The following is a 17,136-nucleotide window of genomic DNA, read 5'->3' on the forward strand; positions in this document are numbered from 1 at the left end:
TATAAAAGTGGTCTTAAAGAAATAACTTTTTACATTATATCTTCAATAAAACACGTCACACTATGACGTCCGTTCCAGGAGTCGACTTTCAGCGTTCCCGCTATTTCGATGGCCTTATTGTTACGGGCCATGATGGCATTGCCTAAGGGCGTTCCAAGAGCCCGGAATGCCATTGCTTTAAGGCGTGTTCCGTCTTCACCCTCGAGACTACATCGGATATGGTTGACCCCGACTTGCTCGGCATAGGTCACTTTAGCTTTATGAATACAGAATTTTGGTGTTGGATTGCCATTCCCAAAAGGTTCTAGCATTTTAATTTCTCTGACAAGCTCAAGTGTCGCCCCCGATGGTGTTAAAATTCCATCGAGCTCCAGAATTGGATCAACACCATCGATCTGGTGTTTAAGAGTGTCTCGAAGGAATTCATAAAAACCTTCAAATTTATCCCGCATCACCGTAAACCCCGCCGCCATGGCATGACCGCCGCCGGCGACTAAAAATCCATGGTGACAGGCGGCATGCATTGCTGCCCCTAAATTAACACCATTGATTGAGCGTCCTGATCCCTTACCTGTTTCTGCATCAAAGCCAACCACACAAACAGGGCGATTATAACGTTCTTTCAGGCGGCCAGCGACAATACCGATGACACCAGGATGCCAACCTTCTTGGCCGACTAAAATCAAGGGATGGCGCGCTAAACCTCGGCTTTCTACTTGGGTCATAGCTTCTTCTAAAACCAGGGTCTCGATGGCTTGGCGCTCTTTATTATAGAGATCTAATTCTCGCGCCAATTGTTGGGCTTCTAGCTCATCGGTTGTTGAAAGCAGCCGTGATCCATACTCGGCTCGCCCCACGCGCCCCCCCGCATTAATACGCGGCCCCAGGAGAAATCCCAGATGGTAGGCTGATGGCGAATCGTCCAAAGCAGCAATGTCTGCCAGATACCGCAGTCCAACGTTGGCCCGTCGAGCCATAACCTTCAGGCCCTGTGCAACGAACGCCCGGTTAAGGCCGGTCAATGTCATGACGTCACAAACAGTCCCCAACGCGACCAGATCTAAGTATTGACGTAAATCGGGCTCTGAGCGACTGGTAAACCATCCCTCTTGGCGTAAGCGCCGCTGTAAGGCTACCAAAAAGACAAAGCCTAATCCAGCTGCACATAAGTTGGTAAGAGGGCTGTTTTCATCAATGCGATTGGGATTAATTAAAGCTGTTGCAATGGGTAAAGAAGCCTGCGACATATGGTGATCTAGAATAATCACATCCATCCCTAATTGAGCTGCTTCTTCCAAGGGAGCAAAAGAAGTAGTACCGCAGTCAACCATCAGCAGAGTGGTGGTCCCTTCTTTGGCAAGCTGTTGCATCGCCGGAATGGTCGGCCCGTATCCTTCTTCGATGCGCTGCGGAATATAAACTCGAAGTGTAACGCCAATGTCACGGAAATAACGACGTAAGAGGGCCGTTGCCGTGGCGCCATCCACATCATAATCGCCGAACACCGCAATAGTTTCACCCGCCTGAATTGCTTTGACTACTCGATCCACGCCTTCGTCCATATCTTTTAAGTGGGAGGGATCAGGCATCAAATCACGTAACGTAGGTTGTAAGAACGACCCCGCTGTTTGGAAGGTAACGCCTCTTTTTAAAAGTATCGAAGCGGCTAAAGTTCCAATCCCATGGTTTTGGGCAAGCTGAAGAGCGTCTCTGGCATTATCGTCTTCGAAAACCCAACGACGTCCCCCGACAGATGCTTTTCCATCAAATAAGTAGGCTGAGGATTGTGGTTTTTTATGCAGTAATGTCATTTCGTGGCCAGGCCAAAATTCTTCTTGGCTTGAGCGTGAGCGTCGAGCTTATCTTGTTCCAGCGCCTTAGATTGATCCTTAATAGCTGTAGTACTAGGGGGAATCGGACGATCGGGAACGTCAACAAGGCGAGGAAAATGGCCTTCTATGGTGCCATATTTTTCATCCTCTGGCGTTTGAGAGGTGCAAGCGGTCAAAATATTAATAATACCTAAAGTAATTAAAATTTTAAGAAAGTATGTTAACATTTTATTAACTGTCTAACCATTAAAGTTGAATTATGTAACCTTTGAGGTCAGTGTAGCATGTCACCGCAAAAGAATGAAACGCCTTTAGAAATCTATAAAAATTTTACTCGTGAATGGCAAGATATTTGGGGAAAAGTCCTGGATGCTAATCAGCAATCATGGATGAATCACTGGCAAGGGCCCTCTGCTACCGCACCCTATAAAAAAGGGATTGTCACAATATTTGATCCTGAGGTTGTCCAGCAAACGATGACGAAGGCAGCTCAAAAAATATCTGAACGACCGGATCGGCTTATAGAAGTCCAAAAAGAGCACCTTAGAGATGTGATGGCAATTGTTAAGGAAGTGGGTGAGCAAATTAAGGGAGGGGAAGCCCATCCTATTGTTGAGGTCGATCCTCGCGATAAGCGATTTAAGAATGAAATTTGGCAAAAGAATCCAGCTTTCTTTTTCATGCAGCAATTATACCTGATTAATGCAAAATTGCTGCGTAATATGTTGGAACAAATTGAAGGGTTGGATGACCAAACTCTCAATAAGTTAGAATTTTACACAAGCCATTTGATTGATGCCATGGCCCCGACTAACTTTCCGTTGACTAATCCCGATGTAATTCAACAAACCTATGAATCCAAAGGGGAAAATCTAATCCAAGGTTTTAAGAATTTTCTAAAGGATTCGGCCACCGGTTCTTTTAATATTAAAATGACAGATACGGAAGCGCTTCAACTGGGACGTGACATTGCCACCACCAAGGGTAAAGTGATTTATCGCAATTCCTATCTTGAACTTATTCAATATAGCCCCAGCACAAAAACTGTCTATGAAAAGCCCATCTTAATTATTCCGCCGTGGATCAATAAGTTTTATGTATTCGATTTGAAGCCTGAAAATTCCTTTGTTAAATGGGCAGTTGATCAAGGGTTTACACTGTTCATGGTGTCGTGGGCTAATCCTACTAAATGGCATGCTGATAAAACCATGTCCCATTATGTCTTAGACGGTGTTAAATCAGCCTTGGATTTTGTTCGCGACTATACAAAGCATGATACAATTAATGCAATTGGCTATTGCACCGGTGGCGTTTTGCTGAATAGCTTACTGGCTTATCTAAAGGCTAAAGGTGAAAAACCCTTTGATGCAGTAACGGTTATTGCAGCCCCGATTGACTTTAAAGAAGCGGGGGATCTGTTGGTCTATATATGCGACCAGCAGCTGAAAAAATTAGAAGCTCATGTGAAGAAGCGCGGTTATTTAGAAGGAAATGCCATGGTGCAATCCTTTAATTTACTGCGTGCCAATGACTTAATCTGGTCATTCTATGTGAATAATTACTTGATGGGTAAAGAGCCAATGCCCTTTGATATGCTGCATTGGAATGGAGACGCAGTGCGTATGCCCGCGACTATGCATACTCGATTTTTACGCGATATGTATTTGGAAAATCGATTAATTCAACCGGGGGGTATTAAGATTGCCGATGTACCGGTTGATCTTACAACAATTGATTTGCCTATGTTTGTTATGGCTGCTCTTGATGATCACATTGCTCCATGGCGCGCTGTTTATCCGCTGACCCAAGCTGTGAAGCAGGCAGAAAAATTTGTCTTATCAGGGTCAGGTCATGTTGCCGGTGTGTTTAATCATCCCGCTAAGAATAAATATTACTTCATGGAAGCTGATAAATTTTATGAAACGGCTGATGAATGGCTAGAGCATGCCCAAAAGCATTCTGGCTCCTGGTGGCCAAGTTGGAAAAGTTGGATGGAAAAATATGCCGGAAAAAAAGTACCAGCGCCAAAAATTGACTCTAAAAAGGTTATTGCGAGTGCCCCTGGCGATTATGTAAGAGATCAAGGTCTTCACTAAATCTTAACGAATAGAGGCCGTTAATAAAATATTAACTAGCTTAAAATATATTTATCCCTATACCACACCAAAATTATAAATGGAGTATAGGATGAAAAGCCTTTTAATCGTTATTGGTCTCAAATTTACTTTATCTGCAAGCGTTTATGCAGGCCCCCATTACGACAATGCAGACACAATTAACCCCTTAGGGGGAATAGTTCAGATCTCTGAGCCCCCCTTTAAACCTTTAGAAACAGACAATCAAGCTTACGATGGACAGAATAATTTTAGTTCTGCCTCCCGGGAAGGAACAGCTTTAAGCCAAGAGAAAAGAGAGCAGTTAACGCGTCTCTATCACGGGATAATGGGATCTGATTTTATTTTTAAACAGTTTGATACAGAACGGCAAGCTCGCTATATGCACGATAACTTTAAATATCATCAGTTTAATGAAGATATTGCTATAGAAGAAATTAAGGAAATTATCTTTGCTATTAAAATCCATCAGAATAAATGAGGGAAGAAAGGAGTCTCCGCGCTGTTTTTAGCAAAAAGCCAAGGATTAACGAGCAATAAAAAAGAACTCGGCTACTTCCATCAAATAAATCGAGTTCTCTTATCTTTAGTAAAAATAGAAAATAATTTTTTAATAAAAGTGATAAAAATGTACAATAAAAACCATAAAAATTAAAATATTAGGAAAGGTTGAGAGGGTTAGGCTATAAATAAAAAGGCTTAAACTAAAGCCACCCGTCAGTCTTTAAAACTTAATCGCTTTAAAGGCAGTCAAGCTTCAAAAAAATACAATAAAAACTTTTAATTAGATGAAAAATATGAAGAATAAACTTAATTTATTTATTTTATCCGTCTCTTTGCTCACTGCAGGATTATCTCACCTTTCTGATTGTTATGCAGCTGACGTACTGCCGTCTGGGACAAGAGAAGTCTCCGAGCGTAAGACACTTGAAGCTTTTCAAGTAAGTGTTAATAATTTCAATCAGTTTTATGCTTACCAAGCTAGCCAGTGTTCTGAACTGCGAGAGCTAGAAAGCATGGGTAACCACACTCAGCGTGTAGAGAATATTTTTAATAATAATGATACCTATCTTAAAGAGAATGAGGATGAAAACACTATTTATTTTCGATTTTTATTAGCATATATTCGTGAGGGAGTTAAATGGGCTTATGCGGCTAATGGCCCTATTGATCAAGAGTGTGAAGCAGCCGAGGAGTATAATTTTAATGCAGTAAGTGCTCTTGAATACAGGGAAGAATCTTTTATAGAGGCGCCCATGCCCATTTTTACCTTATTTGAAAAGCTTGATCCCATCACCCGTAAGATTCTTAATTATTTAAATCAACATTAAATTTAATTAAAAATTTGTCTGTCTCAGGTGCACTTATGAAATGAGAATTACAACTCATCATAAGTGCACACTTTTTTCCTTTATTCATTAATACTCAGAATTTTCTGAGAGGGTGGGGGGTATAAATCTGCCGCCTCCATTTGTTTTTGTAGATAGATATTGAACGCCTTAGCAAAACGGTTGCTAGGATCAGGCTTGATTTTGATAGAACCAGTGATATTGATGCCTGTATCTGTAATTTTATCAATCCCTGAAATTGCAAGGGGTTCAATGATCATTTTACCAAAGAGAGGATCCTTGCTGATGGCATTAAAGGTATGCTGAAGAATCGCTTGTGCTTCCACTATATTGGCTTTATGTGGTACCAAAAGATTTACTGAAAAACTTGTATAATCGCGAGAGCGGTTAATGATATTGTTCACTTCTGAAAAAGGAATCGTTTGAATGGCCCCATCCCCATGGCGTAAGACAATACTTCTTAACGATAAAGATTCCACAGTGCCGGTGCTGGCTCCAATAGTTATAGTTTCCCCGACCGCGATATTTCCTTCCATCAACGTCAAAACACCATTAATAATGTCTTTGACAAGGCTTTGAGCACCTAAAGAAATGGCAATACCAATCACGCCAAGGCTGTAAAGCATTGGGCGGACATCTTGACCAAATTCCACCAGAATTAAAATAATGGCCATAATGGCTAACACCCAATGGGCAACACTATTGAGGATAGGGGTGACTGTTTTAACAAATTGCGATGATTCTATCAATTTCTTGCCCGCTACCCGACCGCGAATATGAGATTTAGCAATGTGATCGACCCAACCCCATAGGGTGCGAATAACAATAAGAATAATCAAAACGGAAATAGCTTTGGCTAAAATAGGTTGGATCGTGGGAGAGGCTGCAAACTCAATGGGGTCCGCTCCCCAAGTTTCGAGGATCATTAATATAAAAAGTAAATGCCAGACCGTTTGTATAATGTTAGTGGTCGAGCCTTCAAGATAATTTAGGCCAATTTTAGAGCGTCTGGCCGGTTGAAGTTGAAGCTTAATTTTTGTTTTGACAATCGTTTTATAAATCCAATTACGCCCGACTATAAATATAGCTGACAAAAGGATCGTTGTTAGCAGGGCTTTGGCTATCGATAAGGCTACCAGATCCAGATTCACCATCCATAGGAAACAGCACGTGATGCTCACAGCTGCGATAATAATATGGAGTTTACGGAACACCATTTCAACCAATTTAGCGAGCAATAACGCAAATCCGCTGAGACTTTCTTCATCCGCTTCAAATTGTGACTTGATATATGTTTTATTTTTAATAACACCGATGACAATGAGACTGGTAACACCAAATCCAATAATTTTAAGCCATATATCAACGGCTAGGTCTCCCATTCCTAAGAGTGCCCCCGCTTCACCGAAAATTGCACCAATGATGATTGTTTGAATGCCTGCTAAAGCAAACTGAAAACTCATGTTTTCTGCAACCGGTTCATTACCATTGACATCGGTGGCTTTTCCGCCAAATAAAACTCGGGTTAATAGCCACATGGAACGAGCCATAATCACAATATTCATAAAAATAAAGCCACGATAGGTAATAATATTCCACTCAGATTGGGAGAGATAAATGATTAAATAACCCACCAGACCAAACAAAATTAAGGGCGTAATATTTCTAAAAACATGAATATGCATCGTCCTAAAGCTGTATTCTTGAGGACGGTGGTGTAGTTTTAACCATCTGAGGAAACGTCGGACTATAATTTCTACAATAATGGCACACCCGAGCGCTGTCGTTAAAATCATAATCAGGATAAGCGTATTATGACGATAAGCCTCATCTGTTTTAAGTTGTATGAGGTGATCAGAAATTATATCGGGGAAATGCTTGGTTAATTTAATCGCATTAATAACAGCATCCGAGCCAATCTCAATGGCACCTGTTATTTTTGCGGATGCAATTTCTATAATCCCTTGCTCTTTTTCCGCTTCTTGTTTCAGAAAAGCAAGGCTCGATAAAACTTTAATAACCTTTGCCCGGTCCGTCTGATTTTCTAAAATCCGGACAGCATCTTTTAAGTCATTTATTTTGACAGTTAGGTCGCCCTTTTTATCAATAACCTTTTCCTTTTTACCCACCAAGGTTGAAAGCGTTCCCAGGATTTCATCTTTTTGTTGCGTTAGTTCGGCAGTATCATTTTTATTGTCCATATCCAGCGCAAGCAGGGGATGGGTGAAGAAAATGCTAAGGAAGAAAATGAGACGGATTAGGAACATGCGTAACTCTATAAATTTGGAGGCTTGTCTTTAGGTTATCAGAAAATAGTTATACAAGTCTTAATCTAACTTGTTGAGGCGAGGTTTTCCTTCCCTTTGACCATCTTCTGGCACCCTTATCAGTTGAGAATTATTCTCCTGCACTCCCGGCTTCTATAATGGTTTTTTTAAAAATAAATCAAGATTACCTAATAGTGTAGTGGCTTATTTTAGGAATATCATTTCTTCAAGTAGATACATACAAGCGAATGCGATGAGCTAGGTTAAAAATTTATTGAGAATCTCGACGGCATACTTTGGTTTGGATGAAGGGCCCACCAAGAGCTAGTTTCAAATAGCTATTTTTTGCTTTTGAAACGCGATAAGCAAAGTCCCAAGACTCTCATTTTTTTAAAAAACAGAACGATGCATTTCCGAAAGATTTATTAACCGATGGATACTGCATCACTCCCTTTTCAGTGAGATGTCTAATTTATGAGCTCTTCAGATCATCTTCGATCCGGGTTGTAATATAGACCATATCGCCACCACGGCTAATCAAGAAGGTAATATTCTTGCGCTTTAGGCGTTTTGCTTCCTCAACAGCCTTCACTAATTCTTCAGGAGATTTAATGTCGGCTTGGTTAACTTCAGTGATGACGTCGCCAAGACGTAAGATATTTGTGGCAGGACTTTCTTCACTGATGCCAACAATAACAGCGCCGGTCATGTCCTCTTTTATTTTATACTGCTGGGACAAGGGACCTGTAATTTTTGAAACCTTAAGCCCCAACACTTCAATAATATCTTGATTGGGCACGGTATCTTTTTTGTCTTTAGTTTCAGCTGCAACACCATCGCTCGAGGTTTCGAATTCACCTAGGGCAACCTCAACATTGACCTCTTTGCCCTTGCGCCATAATTTGACTTTAACTTTTTTACCAACTTCAGTTTCACCTACCACCCGGGATAAGCGAGTTTTTTCGTTAATTTCCTTACCATCAAATTCTAAAATAATGTCGCCAGCTTCAATATTAGCAGCTGCTGCGGGACCCTTCGGGGTGACGGCACCGACAATGGCGCCCCGCGCCTTACCAAATCCTAAGCTTTCAGCCATCTCGTCTGTTACATTCTGAATACGAACACCCAACCAACCCCGTTTGGTACGACCATATTCAATCAGCTGATCTAAGGTTTCTTTAACCAGGTTAGATGGGATCGCAAAACCAATTCCAACATTTCCCCCACTCGGAGAGAAAATAGCTGTGTTGACACCAATAATTTTACCTTCTAGATCAAACAGAGGCCCGCCCGAGTTCCCCATATTGATAGGAGCATCGTGCTGCATAAAATCATCGACATACTCACTGAGTCTACTTTTAGCAGTTCCCCGCACACCAATATTTCTTGAGCGGTTAGAGATGATGCCGGATGTGACGGTGCTGCCTAGCCCAAACGGATTGCCGATAGCAATACAGCGATCCCCGACATTTACTTTGTTGGAATCGCCCCATTCAACAGCTTTCAAATTTCTTTTATCTTCTGGCAAGCTATTCAATTTGACTCGCAACATGGCTAAGTCAGTTCTTTCGTCAACAGCTTGAATCGAGGCTTCGAGTTCTGCCCCCTCATGTAAGACAATGGTAATTTTCTTTGCTTCGGCGACGACATGGAAGTTTGTTAAAACATAGGCGTAAGCATCATCACCTTTTGGTTGAACCTTGACGATGAATCCGGATCCTAACGATTGGACGCGTTTAGGTTTATCTTGTTGTTCAAAGAAATCCTTGAAAAGATCTTCAAAGGGGGAGCCGGGGGGGAGTTGAGGCATATTTCTGTCACGCCCTTCAAGAATCTGTGTCGTCGATACATTTACAACAGATGGGATCGTCTTTTCTGCAACGTCTGCAAAGCCTTTGGTTATATCATAATGACCATCGCCTGTTTTACTTCTTGCTTCTTTTTTGATCTCTTCTTTGATCTCTTCCTTAACTTCTTCGCCGATCTTTTTTTTGATCTCTTCTTTAAGGGCTTCATCGATCTTTTTTTTGATCTCTTCTTTAAGGGCTTCGTCGATCCTTTTTTTAATCTCTTCTTTAAGGGCTTCTTTTATTTCTTCTGTAATACCTGCTTTTTTAAAGTCTTCCTTGGTGACGCCAGCTAATTGTTTGCCAGATTCTTTCTTGTCGTCAATTTTAGCCGATAAAGCATGAGCTGATGATGTAAGAACCACTGATGAGATTAGCAACGATGTTGTTAAAAACAATCGTATTTTAGACATTTTTTATCCCTCTTCCCCTAATTTGATTAGCGTAAAACGCGTTCTGGATGGCTAAAGTATTTGAATAGATCGCTCTCTGTTGACAGAACAAGTGTAGTCTCTGATCCAACAATGGCATCATAAGTTTCCATGGATTTGTAAAATCCATAAAATTCAGGATCTTTGCCCATGGTTTCCGCAATGGTTGCAATAGCCTTAGCATCCCCTTCACCCCGGAGAATTTGTGCATCACGACTGGCTTCAGCCAAGAGGATGGTTCGCTCTTTTTCTGCCGTTGAGCGAATTTCTTGTGCTTTTTCATCACCATTCGCCCGATTTTGCTTAGCATAGCGCTGCAAATCAGCATTCATCCGATTAAAAACAGCCGGTCTGTTTTCAGGTGGTAATTCTGTTCTCACAATTCTCAAATCAATGATCTCAAGACCAAGACCCTTTGTCAAAGCTTTAACTTCGGTATTGATTTGATGCATAATTTTTGACCGTTTCTCTGATAACAATTCACGCAATTCAACTTTACCTAAAACGTTGCGAACTGTAGAACCAACCAATGCTTCTAGACGGCGTGCTGTCCCAAATTCATTGGCAGGCTTAACAGATTTAAAGAATTGGATTGGGTCATTGATGCGATACCGTGTATACGTGTCTACGCGCACGCGTTTTTGATCGCCAAGCGTAATATCAGTGGCTGGTAAATCAAAATCCATAACGCGCTTTTCGTAAATGGTCACTTCTTGAATAAACGGAATTTTAATTTTAAGGCCAGGATCTTGAATGACGCGGCGCAATTCACCAAATTGCAAGACAATCGCTTGTTGAGTTTGGCTAACAATAAATAAGGAACTACCTAAAATAAGAAGCACCCCAAAGAGGGCTGCGAAGAACCCAATAGAACGGTTTGACATTATTGACCTCCCTCTGTTTTTTTTGATTTAGCTATTTCATTAACAGGAAGATACGGTAAAACTCCTTGAGACGCTTTTGGATCAAAAATGTAAGTTTTTGCTTTAGCAAGGTTGCGTTGCATATTTTCCAGAAAAAATCGTTTAATGGCAACAGCTTTATTTTTATTGTAAGAGGCCAATACTTGCTTAAAGCGTGAAGCCTCACCATCTGCCTCTGCAATCTTCGCATCGCGATAAGCCTCAGCATCTTGAAGGGTCTGAACCGCCTGACCCCGAGCCCGCGGTAAGATATCGTTTCGATATCCTTGGGCTTCGGCTTGGGCCCGTTCCGCATCGGTTAATGACGCCTGTAAGTCACTAAAAGACGCAACAACTTCAGTGGGAGGGGCAACGCGTTGGAGTTGGACGTTGAGAATATTAATTCCCAATTTGTATTGGTCCATCAATTTCTGGACTGCATCGCGGGTTTGGGATCCAATTTCTTCACGCTTTTTAGTCAAGGCATCCCGAGCATTCATTTGACCAATGATTTCCCGTAAAACGCTCTCAGTTGCAATTTTAATGGTGGTGTCGGGTGTGCGGGCCGTGAACAAATAATCCGGCAAATCTTTAATGTTCCAAAAAACCGTAAAGTTAGTATGCACGACGTTTTCATCGCCGGTCAAAATCAAGGATTCGTCTGAATCGCTGCTGGCACGGCCATGGATGGTTCCATCAATGGTATTTTGAGCACTGACGCTTTTGACCACATGTTGCTCGATGGGGGTCGGCAAGTGAAAGTTCAAGCCCGGTTGTCCCATCCGAACCATTTGACCAAATCTTAAGACAACAGCTTCATCACCCTCTTGGACAAAGTAAAAACCGGTCGACAACCATAAGCCTGCAACCCCGACAGCAACAAGTCCAATAAGCTTTTTTGGAGAGCGATTGTTATTCTTAAATCCGCCCCCTTTTCCACCAAAGGAATCCTTAATGCGCTGGCGAATTTGATCGATGGTCTTATCAATATCAATGCCTCCGTTATTGGATGTGTTGTTCTTGTCTTCTGAAGACGGCTTTCCCTCGGGAGCGCCCCAAGGATTACGTGGACGATCATTAAATAACCAAATCATGCTTTTATCTTGAATATAATACTCTATATTGACTATATAACAATCATTACCTCATAACAATGACACCTGCAATGACGTTAAATACAGATGGTTTGCGTGACTTTTTAACAACACTTATTCATCCTCAATCGGGCCGAAAAATCTTGGATTTTATCAGTTCTTTTGCCGTTGAAGGGGGCTCTATTCGTGTTATTTTTGAAGGCCCCCCCGATCAGTTGAAATTTCTTGAATCCATACGCTCCATGGCTGAGGCTTCTCTAAAACAACAATTTTCGCAGCATAAAGTCTTATGTGCCTTGTTGGCCTCTAAGCCGGGGAAATCACCTTCTAAGATCCTACCGACTGTCAAGCATATCATCGCCATTGCGTCCGGCAAGGGGGGGGTTGGCAAGTCGACCACCACGGTGAATTTAGCTGTGGCTTTCACTCAATTGGGGTATAAAGTCGGCATTTTGGATGCTGACATTTATGGACCCTCTCTGCCAACGATGATGGGGCTAGCCGGTAAACCAGAGGTTACGGAGGATAAAAAATTAATGCCGATGATGGCTCATGGAATCTGCTGTATGTCGATTGGGCTCCTTATTCCGCCCGATGCCCCCATGGTTTGGCGTGGTCCAATGGTCCAAGGGGCCTTAATGCAACTTCTAAAAGAGGTTGCTTGGGGCGAGTTAGATCTTTTGCTGATCGATATGCCGCCGGGAACGGGTGACGTTCAACTGTCACTGGCCCAACAGGCCAGTTTAACGGGGGCTGTCATTGTCTCAACCCCCCAAGATATTGCCCTGATTGATGCGCGTAAAGCCATAGCTATGTTTGAAAAAGTTGCCGTGCCTGTGCTGGGAATTATCGAAAATATGAGTGTTTTTACTTGTCCCCATTGTGGTCACGACACTCATATCTTTAGTCATGGAGGAGCGCAGGCAACGGCCTCAACCCTTAAAGTTCCGTTTTTAGGAGAAGTGCCCCTAAGGCTGGATGTACGATCCGGGGCCGATAGTGGTCAACCTGAAAATATTGCCCAGCCCGAGGGAGAGGTAGCTCATCTTTATCGATCCATCGCTACCCACGTTTTAGAAAGTTTACCAGCAGCAGCAAAAAAATCACCGTCGATTCAAGTGATGGATTAACTTTTTAATGATAAACGATAAAAAATAATTGTTTAATTTTAAATGTAATGATATTTTTTATTTTGTAACCCATTAATTGAGGACCAGACAATGGAAAGAATCGTCCTTTTAAGCCAGTACATTACTTTAATCACTAGATTTTTTATGGTTGTTATCCCAGCGGGGTTTATCGGAGTTTGGGGATTTATGCAGCTACCCTTTATTAATAATTTGATTAAGGCCAACATGATCTTAAATCCTATTTCTACCCCTGAAGGACTTATTAATTTAGCGGATGTTCAATGGACATTTTTATCGAAAACAGTTGCCATGAGTGCGGGCGTTATTGGATCCCTTCCTATATATAAGCTTGTTTTTTGTGAATAAAATATTTACGAACTATCAAAAATGTGTTGTTTTTTCGCCGATTAATGCATCTTATTATCGGTGGTTAGGAAGGCTATGTTTTTTAGATGCTCTGATGGCGAAGCCTTTAATTGGGATGTTAATGATATTAGGGCTAACTTTATCGAATGAACCAGGCCATCGGCATCTTTGCCTAAATTTTGGTACACCAAATATTGAAGCCGTTTTTGTGGGCCTGGTTATTATGGCAATTTCTTGGGTTATGTATGCCGCTGCCCAGCTTAACGAAGATCAAAGGTATACCATATAGAAGGATGAAGAATGCCAATTATTATTAATTTGGATGTGATGCTGGCTAAAAGAAAAATGAAGCTTCAAGATCTCGCCGAAGCTATTGGTATTACAATTCAAAATTTATCCATTCTTAAAACGGGTAAAGCCAAAGCCATTCGCTTTTCTACTCTTGAGGGTATTTGCAAAGCCCTTAAATGTCAGCCCGGAGATATCTTAGAATTTTATCATGCAGAGAAATAAAGGCGTAAGTTAGAAAAAAGTAGATGAAAAAAATGATTGCGAAACTATTTTTAATAGCTGGGTTGCTGGGGAATGATAGCTGGGGGGAAGGGCGATATTTTGATCAGGACCCTGAAAAAATTATTCAATCCTATCAAGCCGAAGCAAATGATAATACAGCTCGTGTCAAACGATTCCAGAAAGATTTTGCCCAAGCTCTTAAAAAAATAGACCGTATTCAATGGACCGGTGACCTCTACACCTATGGGCTCATGTGTCATCTCGGTTATACGGAGCTCAGTCCGAGCTTTGTCGCTTTTGTGGGTTTATATCAAGGATTATACCGCTGGGTAGAAGGATTGGATTCTCAAGAGATGACCGTACCGCCGTCAGTTCGAGAAGCCTTTAGACGAGCCTCCGACAAATTTATAGCGCAAGTGCATGATTTAAAGTCTATCACTGATATTGAGACCTACGAAAGCAAGTTGACCAACATTTTTAAAGATTTTTTGATTGGTTTTATAAAAGATAACCAAGATTTCTTTCAAACCCGTTGGTGCCAAATTCTTGAAAAGACGTCGAAAGATCAAGCAAAAAAATTATCAATTATTGATCGTGCCTTCTTTGCCCTAAAAGAAGGGTGGTCCGGCATTGAAATCTCTGATCTCAAATATCAATTTGAGGCTCTGTATGCGTATCGGTGCCAGGATAATCGAGTTTTGATTTTGGGCTATAATGATCGGCCGATAACCTGTGATCGGTTCCTGCATATTTATGTGTGGGATCTGCAAAAACCAGAGAGTGCCCCCGTGCCGTTAAAATATTTAGACAAGGCAGGGTTTGATCTCTCTCCAACCTCCCGAGCAGGCGGGTGTAGCGAGTTTGTTAATCTGTTGAATAAAGTTCATTTTGATGGACGTCACTTGAAATGTTCTGGCTATGAGTATGAGACTTATAAAAACTATATTTGCGATGTGATGACTGGCCAAATTAGGCTTCAATCTTGATTTCAATCGTTGTCTGGATTGGTCCACAAAGGAATAGCTGTTAGGATAAGAATGGAGGCAATTATGATAACTTTGCATCGACCGATCCTATTGTATAAACTCCCCAAGAATAAACCACCAAAAATAGCTCCACTATTATAGATAACTGCAATGGTACTAACTGTAACCCCCTATCTTAAATAACTGGCGATAATAACGCGCTTTTCAGCGGGGGTTAACTGACGTAAATCTGACAAGATAGACATACTTATAATTCCCTCCCTTCTTCTGCGATAGTCTGGCAAAAGAATTTAAGGAATGACTAAAGCCGTTAAAACTAGCCATCCAGAGGATGCAGAGGCCGACTTAATTACCCCCGATACGTTGGGCCAGGGCAGCTTCTAGGTAATCATCGATATCACCATCGAGAACGCCTTGAGCATTGCCTTTTTCAACCGCAGTCCGCAGATCTTTGACCATTTGGTAAGGCTGAAGAACATAAGACCGGATCTGATGGCCCCAGCCAATGTCAGTTTTAGAGGCCAAGGTGGATAAAGCTGCTTCTTCCCGTTTGCGCAATTCCAATTCATATAACCGGGCTTTCAACATCGACATGGCTTGAGCTTTATTGCGATGCTGAGAGCGGTCATTTTGGCATTGAACAGCAATATTAGTGGGAAGGTGAGTAATTCGGATTGCACTTTCAGTCTTGTTAACGTGTTGTCCACCGGCACCCGAGGCGCGATAAGTATCAATCCGTAAATCTTTTTCTTCGATAACAATATCAATCGAGTCATCAATTTCAGGATAAACCCAAACGGAAGCAAAGCTGGTATGACGACGCGCATTGGAATCAAACGGGGAAATCCGAACAAGACGATGTACCCCGCTTTCGGTTTTCATCCAGCCATAGGCCTGAAAGCCAGAGATTTTTAGAGTAATCGATTTAAGGCCGGCTTCATCGCCTGGATTTTCATCGATCAATTCAATTTTATATTTTTTTGATTCAGCCCAACGACTATACATGCGGGCCAACATCTGCGTCCAATCTTGGGCTTCGGTTCCCCCAGCGCCAGCATTGACTTCAATAAAGCAGTTGTTGGCATCGGCTTCTCCTGATAACAGAGTTTCTATTTGCAGCCGTGCACATTCCCGTTGTAAATCAAATATTCCTTGTTCGGCTTCTTGAACAATGCTCTCATCACCTTCCAACTCACCCAACTCTATCAATCCAATGTTGTCATCCAAACGTTGTTGGAGGGCTTTAATTTTGCCGATAGCATGGCTTAAGGACTCGCGTTCTTTAAGGAGTTTTTGAGCAACCGCGGGATCATCCCACAGCGTTGGCAATTCCGCTTGCTGATTCATCGCTTCAAGCTTTTGGATAGCCTGATCCCAATCCAAATGACGCTTAACCAGGGTAAGGTTTTGGTCCACCAGTTTGGCGGCGCTATCAACTTCAGCACGCATGGGAGGTTATCCTTCTACAAAATTTATATAGTCTCTATTTTTACCCCATTTTGACAGGATTCTGCAACCATATCAATCAACTGAGTATAATCCCTTAAAAGTAATTGTTAAGAGGATTACTTCAAAATTTTTTATAAAAGTGATGCATTAAAGTTCTAGTGTTTTCTAAGAATTAATAATGTTGACATTAGATTTTATTTTTCTTATAAAAAACTACGGTTGAGGAATAGACATGAGACAGATTGGTGGAAAATTTTATCGCACAGCAGGATTCGCAAGTTTTAGATACATCCTTGTCCCGTCGCCAATTGATTAAAAAAATGGGTGGATTGGGCCTCTTAATGGTAGCGCCTCCTCTCCTGGCATTATCTTCTGGGGCTTTTGCTTCTGTTCCGGAAAAGTCTCTCAATATTTATAATACCCATACAGGTGAAAGCCTGAAAAAGTGCATTTTTTGGCTTGATGGAAAATTAAACCGTGAAGCAATGACTGACCTAAATCGTCTTTTCAGGGATCATCGGACCAATCAAGAATTTACAATGGATCCAAATTTAATGCACCTGATTCACAATATTTGGGAAAAAATAGGATCTCGGGAAATGGTGCATTTAATTTCGGGCTATAGATCACCAAAAACCAATGCAATATTGCGCCAGAAAAGTTGCGGCGTGGCCAGCAACAGTCAACATCTATCAGGTAAAGCGGCAGATATTATGGTGCCTGGGCGGACCATGAAGCAAGTCCAACAAGCAGCAAAATCATTAAAAGCCGGCGGTGTTGGACGCTACGCTAATTTTGTTCATGTGGATACAGGGCGTGTTCGTTACTGGGGCCCTGCTTAAAAGCAGGTTTACCT

17 protein-coding genes are annotated in these 17,136 nt (G+C 41.7%); 9 read left to right on the forward strand and 8 right to left on the reverse strand.

Annotated features, from left to right (window positions below):
- Positions 1 to 29 precede the first annotated feature (29 nt).
- Both recJ and ID47_RS10255 read right to left on the reverse strand, forming a co-directional pair.
- Positions 30 to 1,811: a single-stranded-DNA-specific exonuclease RecJ gene (gene recJ, locus ID47_RS10250; RefSeq protein ID WP_038466231.1), complete on the reverse strand. Its 1,782-nt coding sequence runs from the start codon at positions 1,809 to 1,811 to the stop codon at positions 30 to 32.
- Entirely contained in the window at positions 1,808 to 2,059 is a 252-nt protein-coding gene (locus tag ID47_RS10255) for a hypothetical protein (RefSeq protein WP_038466233.1), read from the reverse strand. The genes recJ and ID47_RS10255 overlap by 4 nt, the downstream gene beginning before the upstream one ends.
- A gap of 57 nt (positions 2,060 to 2,116) precedes the next feature.
- On the opposite strand from ID47_RS10255, the gene ID47_RS10260 reads away from it, so the two are divergent.
- The 3 genes from ID47_RS10260 to ID47_RS10270 all read left to right on the forward strand — a co-directional run bounded on the left by ID47_RS10260 (position 2,117) and on the right by ID47_RS10270 (position 5,277).
- Entirely contained in the window at positions 2,117 to 3,928 is a 1,812-nt protein-coding gene (locus tag ID47_RS10260) for a PHA/PHB synthase family protein (protein ID WP_051908843.1), read from the forward strand.
- Positions 3,929 to 4,019: 91 nt separating this feature from the next.
- Positions 4,020 to 4,427, forward strand: a complete 408-nt coding sequence (locus tag ID47_RS10265) for a hypothetical protein (RefSeq protein WP_038466236.1) — start codon at positions 4,020 to 4,022, stop codon at positions 4,425 to 4,427.
- Between the two features lie 307 nt (positions 4,428 to 4,734).
- Complete coding sequence (locus tag ID47_RS10270; protein WP_156956736.1) at positions 4,735 to 5,277, forward strand: hypothetical protein; 543 nt, start codon at positions 4,735 to 4,737, stop codon at positions 5,275 to 5,277.
- 80 nt (positions 5,278 to 5,357) lie between these two features.
- On the opposite strand, the gene ID47_RS10275 is transcribed toward ID47_RS10270, so the two are convergent.
- The 4 genes from ID47_RS10275 to hflK all read right to left on the reverse strand — a co-directional run bounded on the left by ID47_RS10275 (position 5,358) and on the right by hflK (position 11,836).
- The gene (locus ID47_RS10275; RefSeq protein WP_038466240.1) at positions 5,358 to 7,562 is read right to left on the reverse strand and encodes a mechanosensitive ion channel family protein; all 2,205 of its coding nucleotides are present in this window, start codon (positions 7,560 to 7,562) and stop codon (positions 5,358 to 5,360) included.
- A gap of 472 nt (positions 7,563 to 8,034) precedes the next feature.
- Positions 8,035 to 9,822, reverse strand: coding sequence for a Do family serine endopeptidase (locus ID47_RS10280; protein WP_051908844.1), 1,788 nt, complete (start codon positions 9,820 to 9,822; stop codon positions 8,035 to 8,037).
- A 26-nt stretch (positions 9,823 to 9,848) separates the two neighbouring features.
- Positions 9,849 to 10,724 (reverse strand): protease modulator HflC, encoded by an 876-nt coding sequence (gene hflC / locus ID47_RS10285; protein WP_051908845.1) that lies wholly within the window; start codon positions 10,722 to 10,724, stop codon positions 9,849 to 9,851.
- Positions 10,724 to 11,836, reverse strand: a complete 1,113-nt coding sequence (gene hflK / locus ID47_RS10290) for an FtsH protease activity modulator HflK (protein ID WP_038466243.1) — start codon at positions 11,834 to 11,836, stop codon at positions 10,724 to 10,726. The genes hflC and hflK overlap by 1 nt, the downstream gene beginning before the upstream one ends.
- Before the next feature lie 71 nt (positions 11,837 to 11,907).
- Between hflK and ID47_RS10295 the strand changes: the two genes are divergently transcribed.
- From ID47_RS10295 to ID47_RS10315, 5 genes are all read left to right on the forward strand, one after another.
- Positions 11,908 to 12,966, forward strand: coding sequence for an Mrp/NBP35 family ATP-binding protein (locus tag ID47_RS10295; protein WP_038466246.1), 1,059 nt, complete (start codon positions 11,908 to 11,910; stop codon positions 12,964 to 12,966).
- Between the two features lie 90 nt (positions 12,967 to 13,056).
- Positions 13,057 to 13,332 carry a hypothetical protein gene (locus ID47_RS10300; RefSeq protein WP_038466249.1) on the forward strand — a complete coding sequence of 92 codons (276 nt, stop codon included), beginning with the start codon at positions 13,057 to 13,059 and terminating at the stop codon, positions 13,330 to 13,332.
- Positions 13,325 to 13,621 carry a DUF2975 domain-containing protein gene (locus ID47_RS10305; RefSeq protein WP_038466252.1) on the forward strand — a complete coding sequence of 99 codons (297 nt, stop codon included), beginning with the start codon at positions 13,325 to 13,327 and terminating at the stop codon, positions 13,619 to 13,621. Before ID47_RS10300 ends, ID47_RS10305 begins: the two co-directional genes overlap by 8 nt.
- A gap of 11 nt (positions 13,622 to 13,632) precedes the next feature.
- Positions 13,633 to 13,845 (forward strand): helix-turn-helix domain-containing protein, encoded by a 213-nt coding sequence (locus tag ID47_RS10310; RefSeq protein WP_038466254.1) that lies wholly within the window; start codon positions 13,633 to 13,635, stop codon positions 13,843 to 13,845.
- A 23-nt stretch (positions 13,846 to 13,868) separates the two neighbouring features.
- On the forward strand, positions 13,869 to 14,831 hold the full coding sequence (locus tag ID47_RS10315; RefSeq protein ID WP_038466257.1) for a hypothetical protein: 963 nt from the start codon (positions 13,869 to 13,871) through the stop codon (positions 14,829 to 14,831).
- A 2-nt stretch (positions 14,832 to 14,833) separates the two neighbouring features.
- On the opposite strand, the gene ID47_RS13975 is transcribed toward ID47_RS10315, so the two are convergent.
- Together ID47_RS13975 and prfB are read right to left on the reverse strand one after the other, a co-directional pair.
- Positions 14,834 to 14,983 carry an MFS transporter gene (locus ID47_RS13975; protein WP_156956767.1) on the reverse strand — a complete coding sequence of 50 codons (150 nt, stop codon included), beginning with the start codon at positions 14,981 to 14,983 and terminating at the stop codon, positions 14,834 to 14,836.
- Between the two features lie 193 nt (positions 14,984 to 15,176).
- A complete protein-coding gene (gene prfB / locus ID47_RS10320; protein WP_038466260.1) occupies positions 15,177 to 16,280 on the reverse strand; it encodes a peptide chain release factor 2 in 1,104 nt (367 codons plus the stop codon).
- A gap of 245 nt (positions 16,281 to 16,525) precedes the next feature.
- On the opposite strand from prfB, the gene ID47_RS10325 reads away from it, so the two are divergent.
- The gene (locus ID47_RS10325) at positions 16,526 to 17,122 is read left to right on the forward strand and encodes a YcbK family protein (RefSeq protein WP_198022294.1); all 597 of its coding nucleotides are present in this window, start codon (positions 16,526 to 16,528) and stop codon (positions 17,120 to 17,122) included.
- Positions 17,123 to 17,136: the final 14 nt, after the last annotated feature.

It is taken from the genome of Candidatus Paracaedibacter acanthamoebae, from assembly GCF_000742835.1.
Classification (GTDB): Bacteria; Pseudomonadota; Alphaproteobacteria; order Paracaedibacterales; family Paracaedibacteraceae; genus Paracaedibacter; species Paracaedibacter acanthamoebae.

Excerpts from the sequence above, each read along its gene's own strand:
- recJ (WP_038466231.1), bottom strand. The coding sequence starts at position 1,811 with ATGACATTACTGCATAAAAAACCACAATCCTCAGCCTACTTATTTGAT.
- ID47_RS10255 (WP_038466233.1), bottom strand. The coding sequence starts at position 2,059 with ATGTTAACATACTTTCTTAAAATTTTAATTACTTTAGGTATTATTAAT.
- ID47_RS10260 (WP_051908843.1), top strand. The coding sequence starts at position 2,117 with ATGTCACCGCAAAAGAATGAAACGCCTTTAGAAATCTATAAAAATTTT.
- ID47_RS10265 (WP_038466236.1), top strand. The coding sequence starts at position 4,020 with ATGAAAAGCCTTTTAATCGTTATTGGTCTCAAATTTACTTTATCTGCA.
- ID47_RS10270 (WP_156956736.1), top strand. The coding sequence starts at position 4,735 with ATGAAAAATATGAAGAATAAACTTAATTTATTTATTTTATCCGTCTCT.
- ID47_RS10275 (WP_038466240.1), bottom strand. The coding sequence starts at position 7,562 with ATGTTCCTAATCCGTCTCATTTTCTTCCTTAGCATTTTCTTCACCCAT.
- ID47_RS10280 (WP_051908844.1), bottom strand. The coding sequence starts at position 9,822 with ATGTCTAAAATACGATTGTTTTTAACAACATCGTTGCTAATCTCATCA.
- hflC (WP_051908845.1), bottom strand. The coding sequence starts at position 10,724 with ATGTCAAACCGTTCTATTGGGTTCTTCGCAGCCCTCTTTGGGGTGCTT.
- hflK (WP_038466243.1), bottom strand. The coding sequence starts at position 11,836 with ATGATTTGGTTATTTAATGATCGTCCACGTAATCCTTGGGGCGCTCCC.
- ID47_RS10295 (WP_038466246.1), top strand. The coding sequence starts at position 11,908 with ATGACGTTAAATACAGATGGTTTGCGTGACTTTTTAACAACACTTATT.
- ID47_RS10300 (WP_038466249.1), top strand. The coding sequence starts at position 13,057 with ATGGAAAGAATCGTCCTTTTAAGCCAGTACATTACTTTAATCACTAGA.
- ID47_RS10310 (WP_038466254.1), top strand. The coding sequence starts at position 13,633 with ATGCCAATTATTATTAATTTGGATGTGATGCTGGCTAAAAGAAAAATG.
- ID47_RS10315 (WP_038466257.1), top strand. The coding sequence starts at position 13,869 with ATGAAAAAAATGATTGCGAAACTATTTTTAATAGCTGGGTTGCTGGGG.
- prfB (WP_038466260.1), bottom strand. The coding sequence starts at position 16,280 with ATGCGTGCTGAAGTTGATAGCGCCGCCAAACTGGTGGACCAAAACCTT.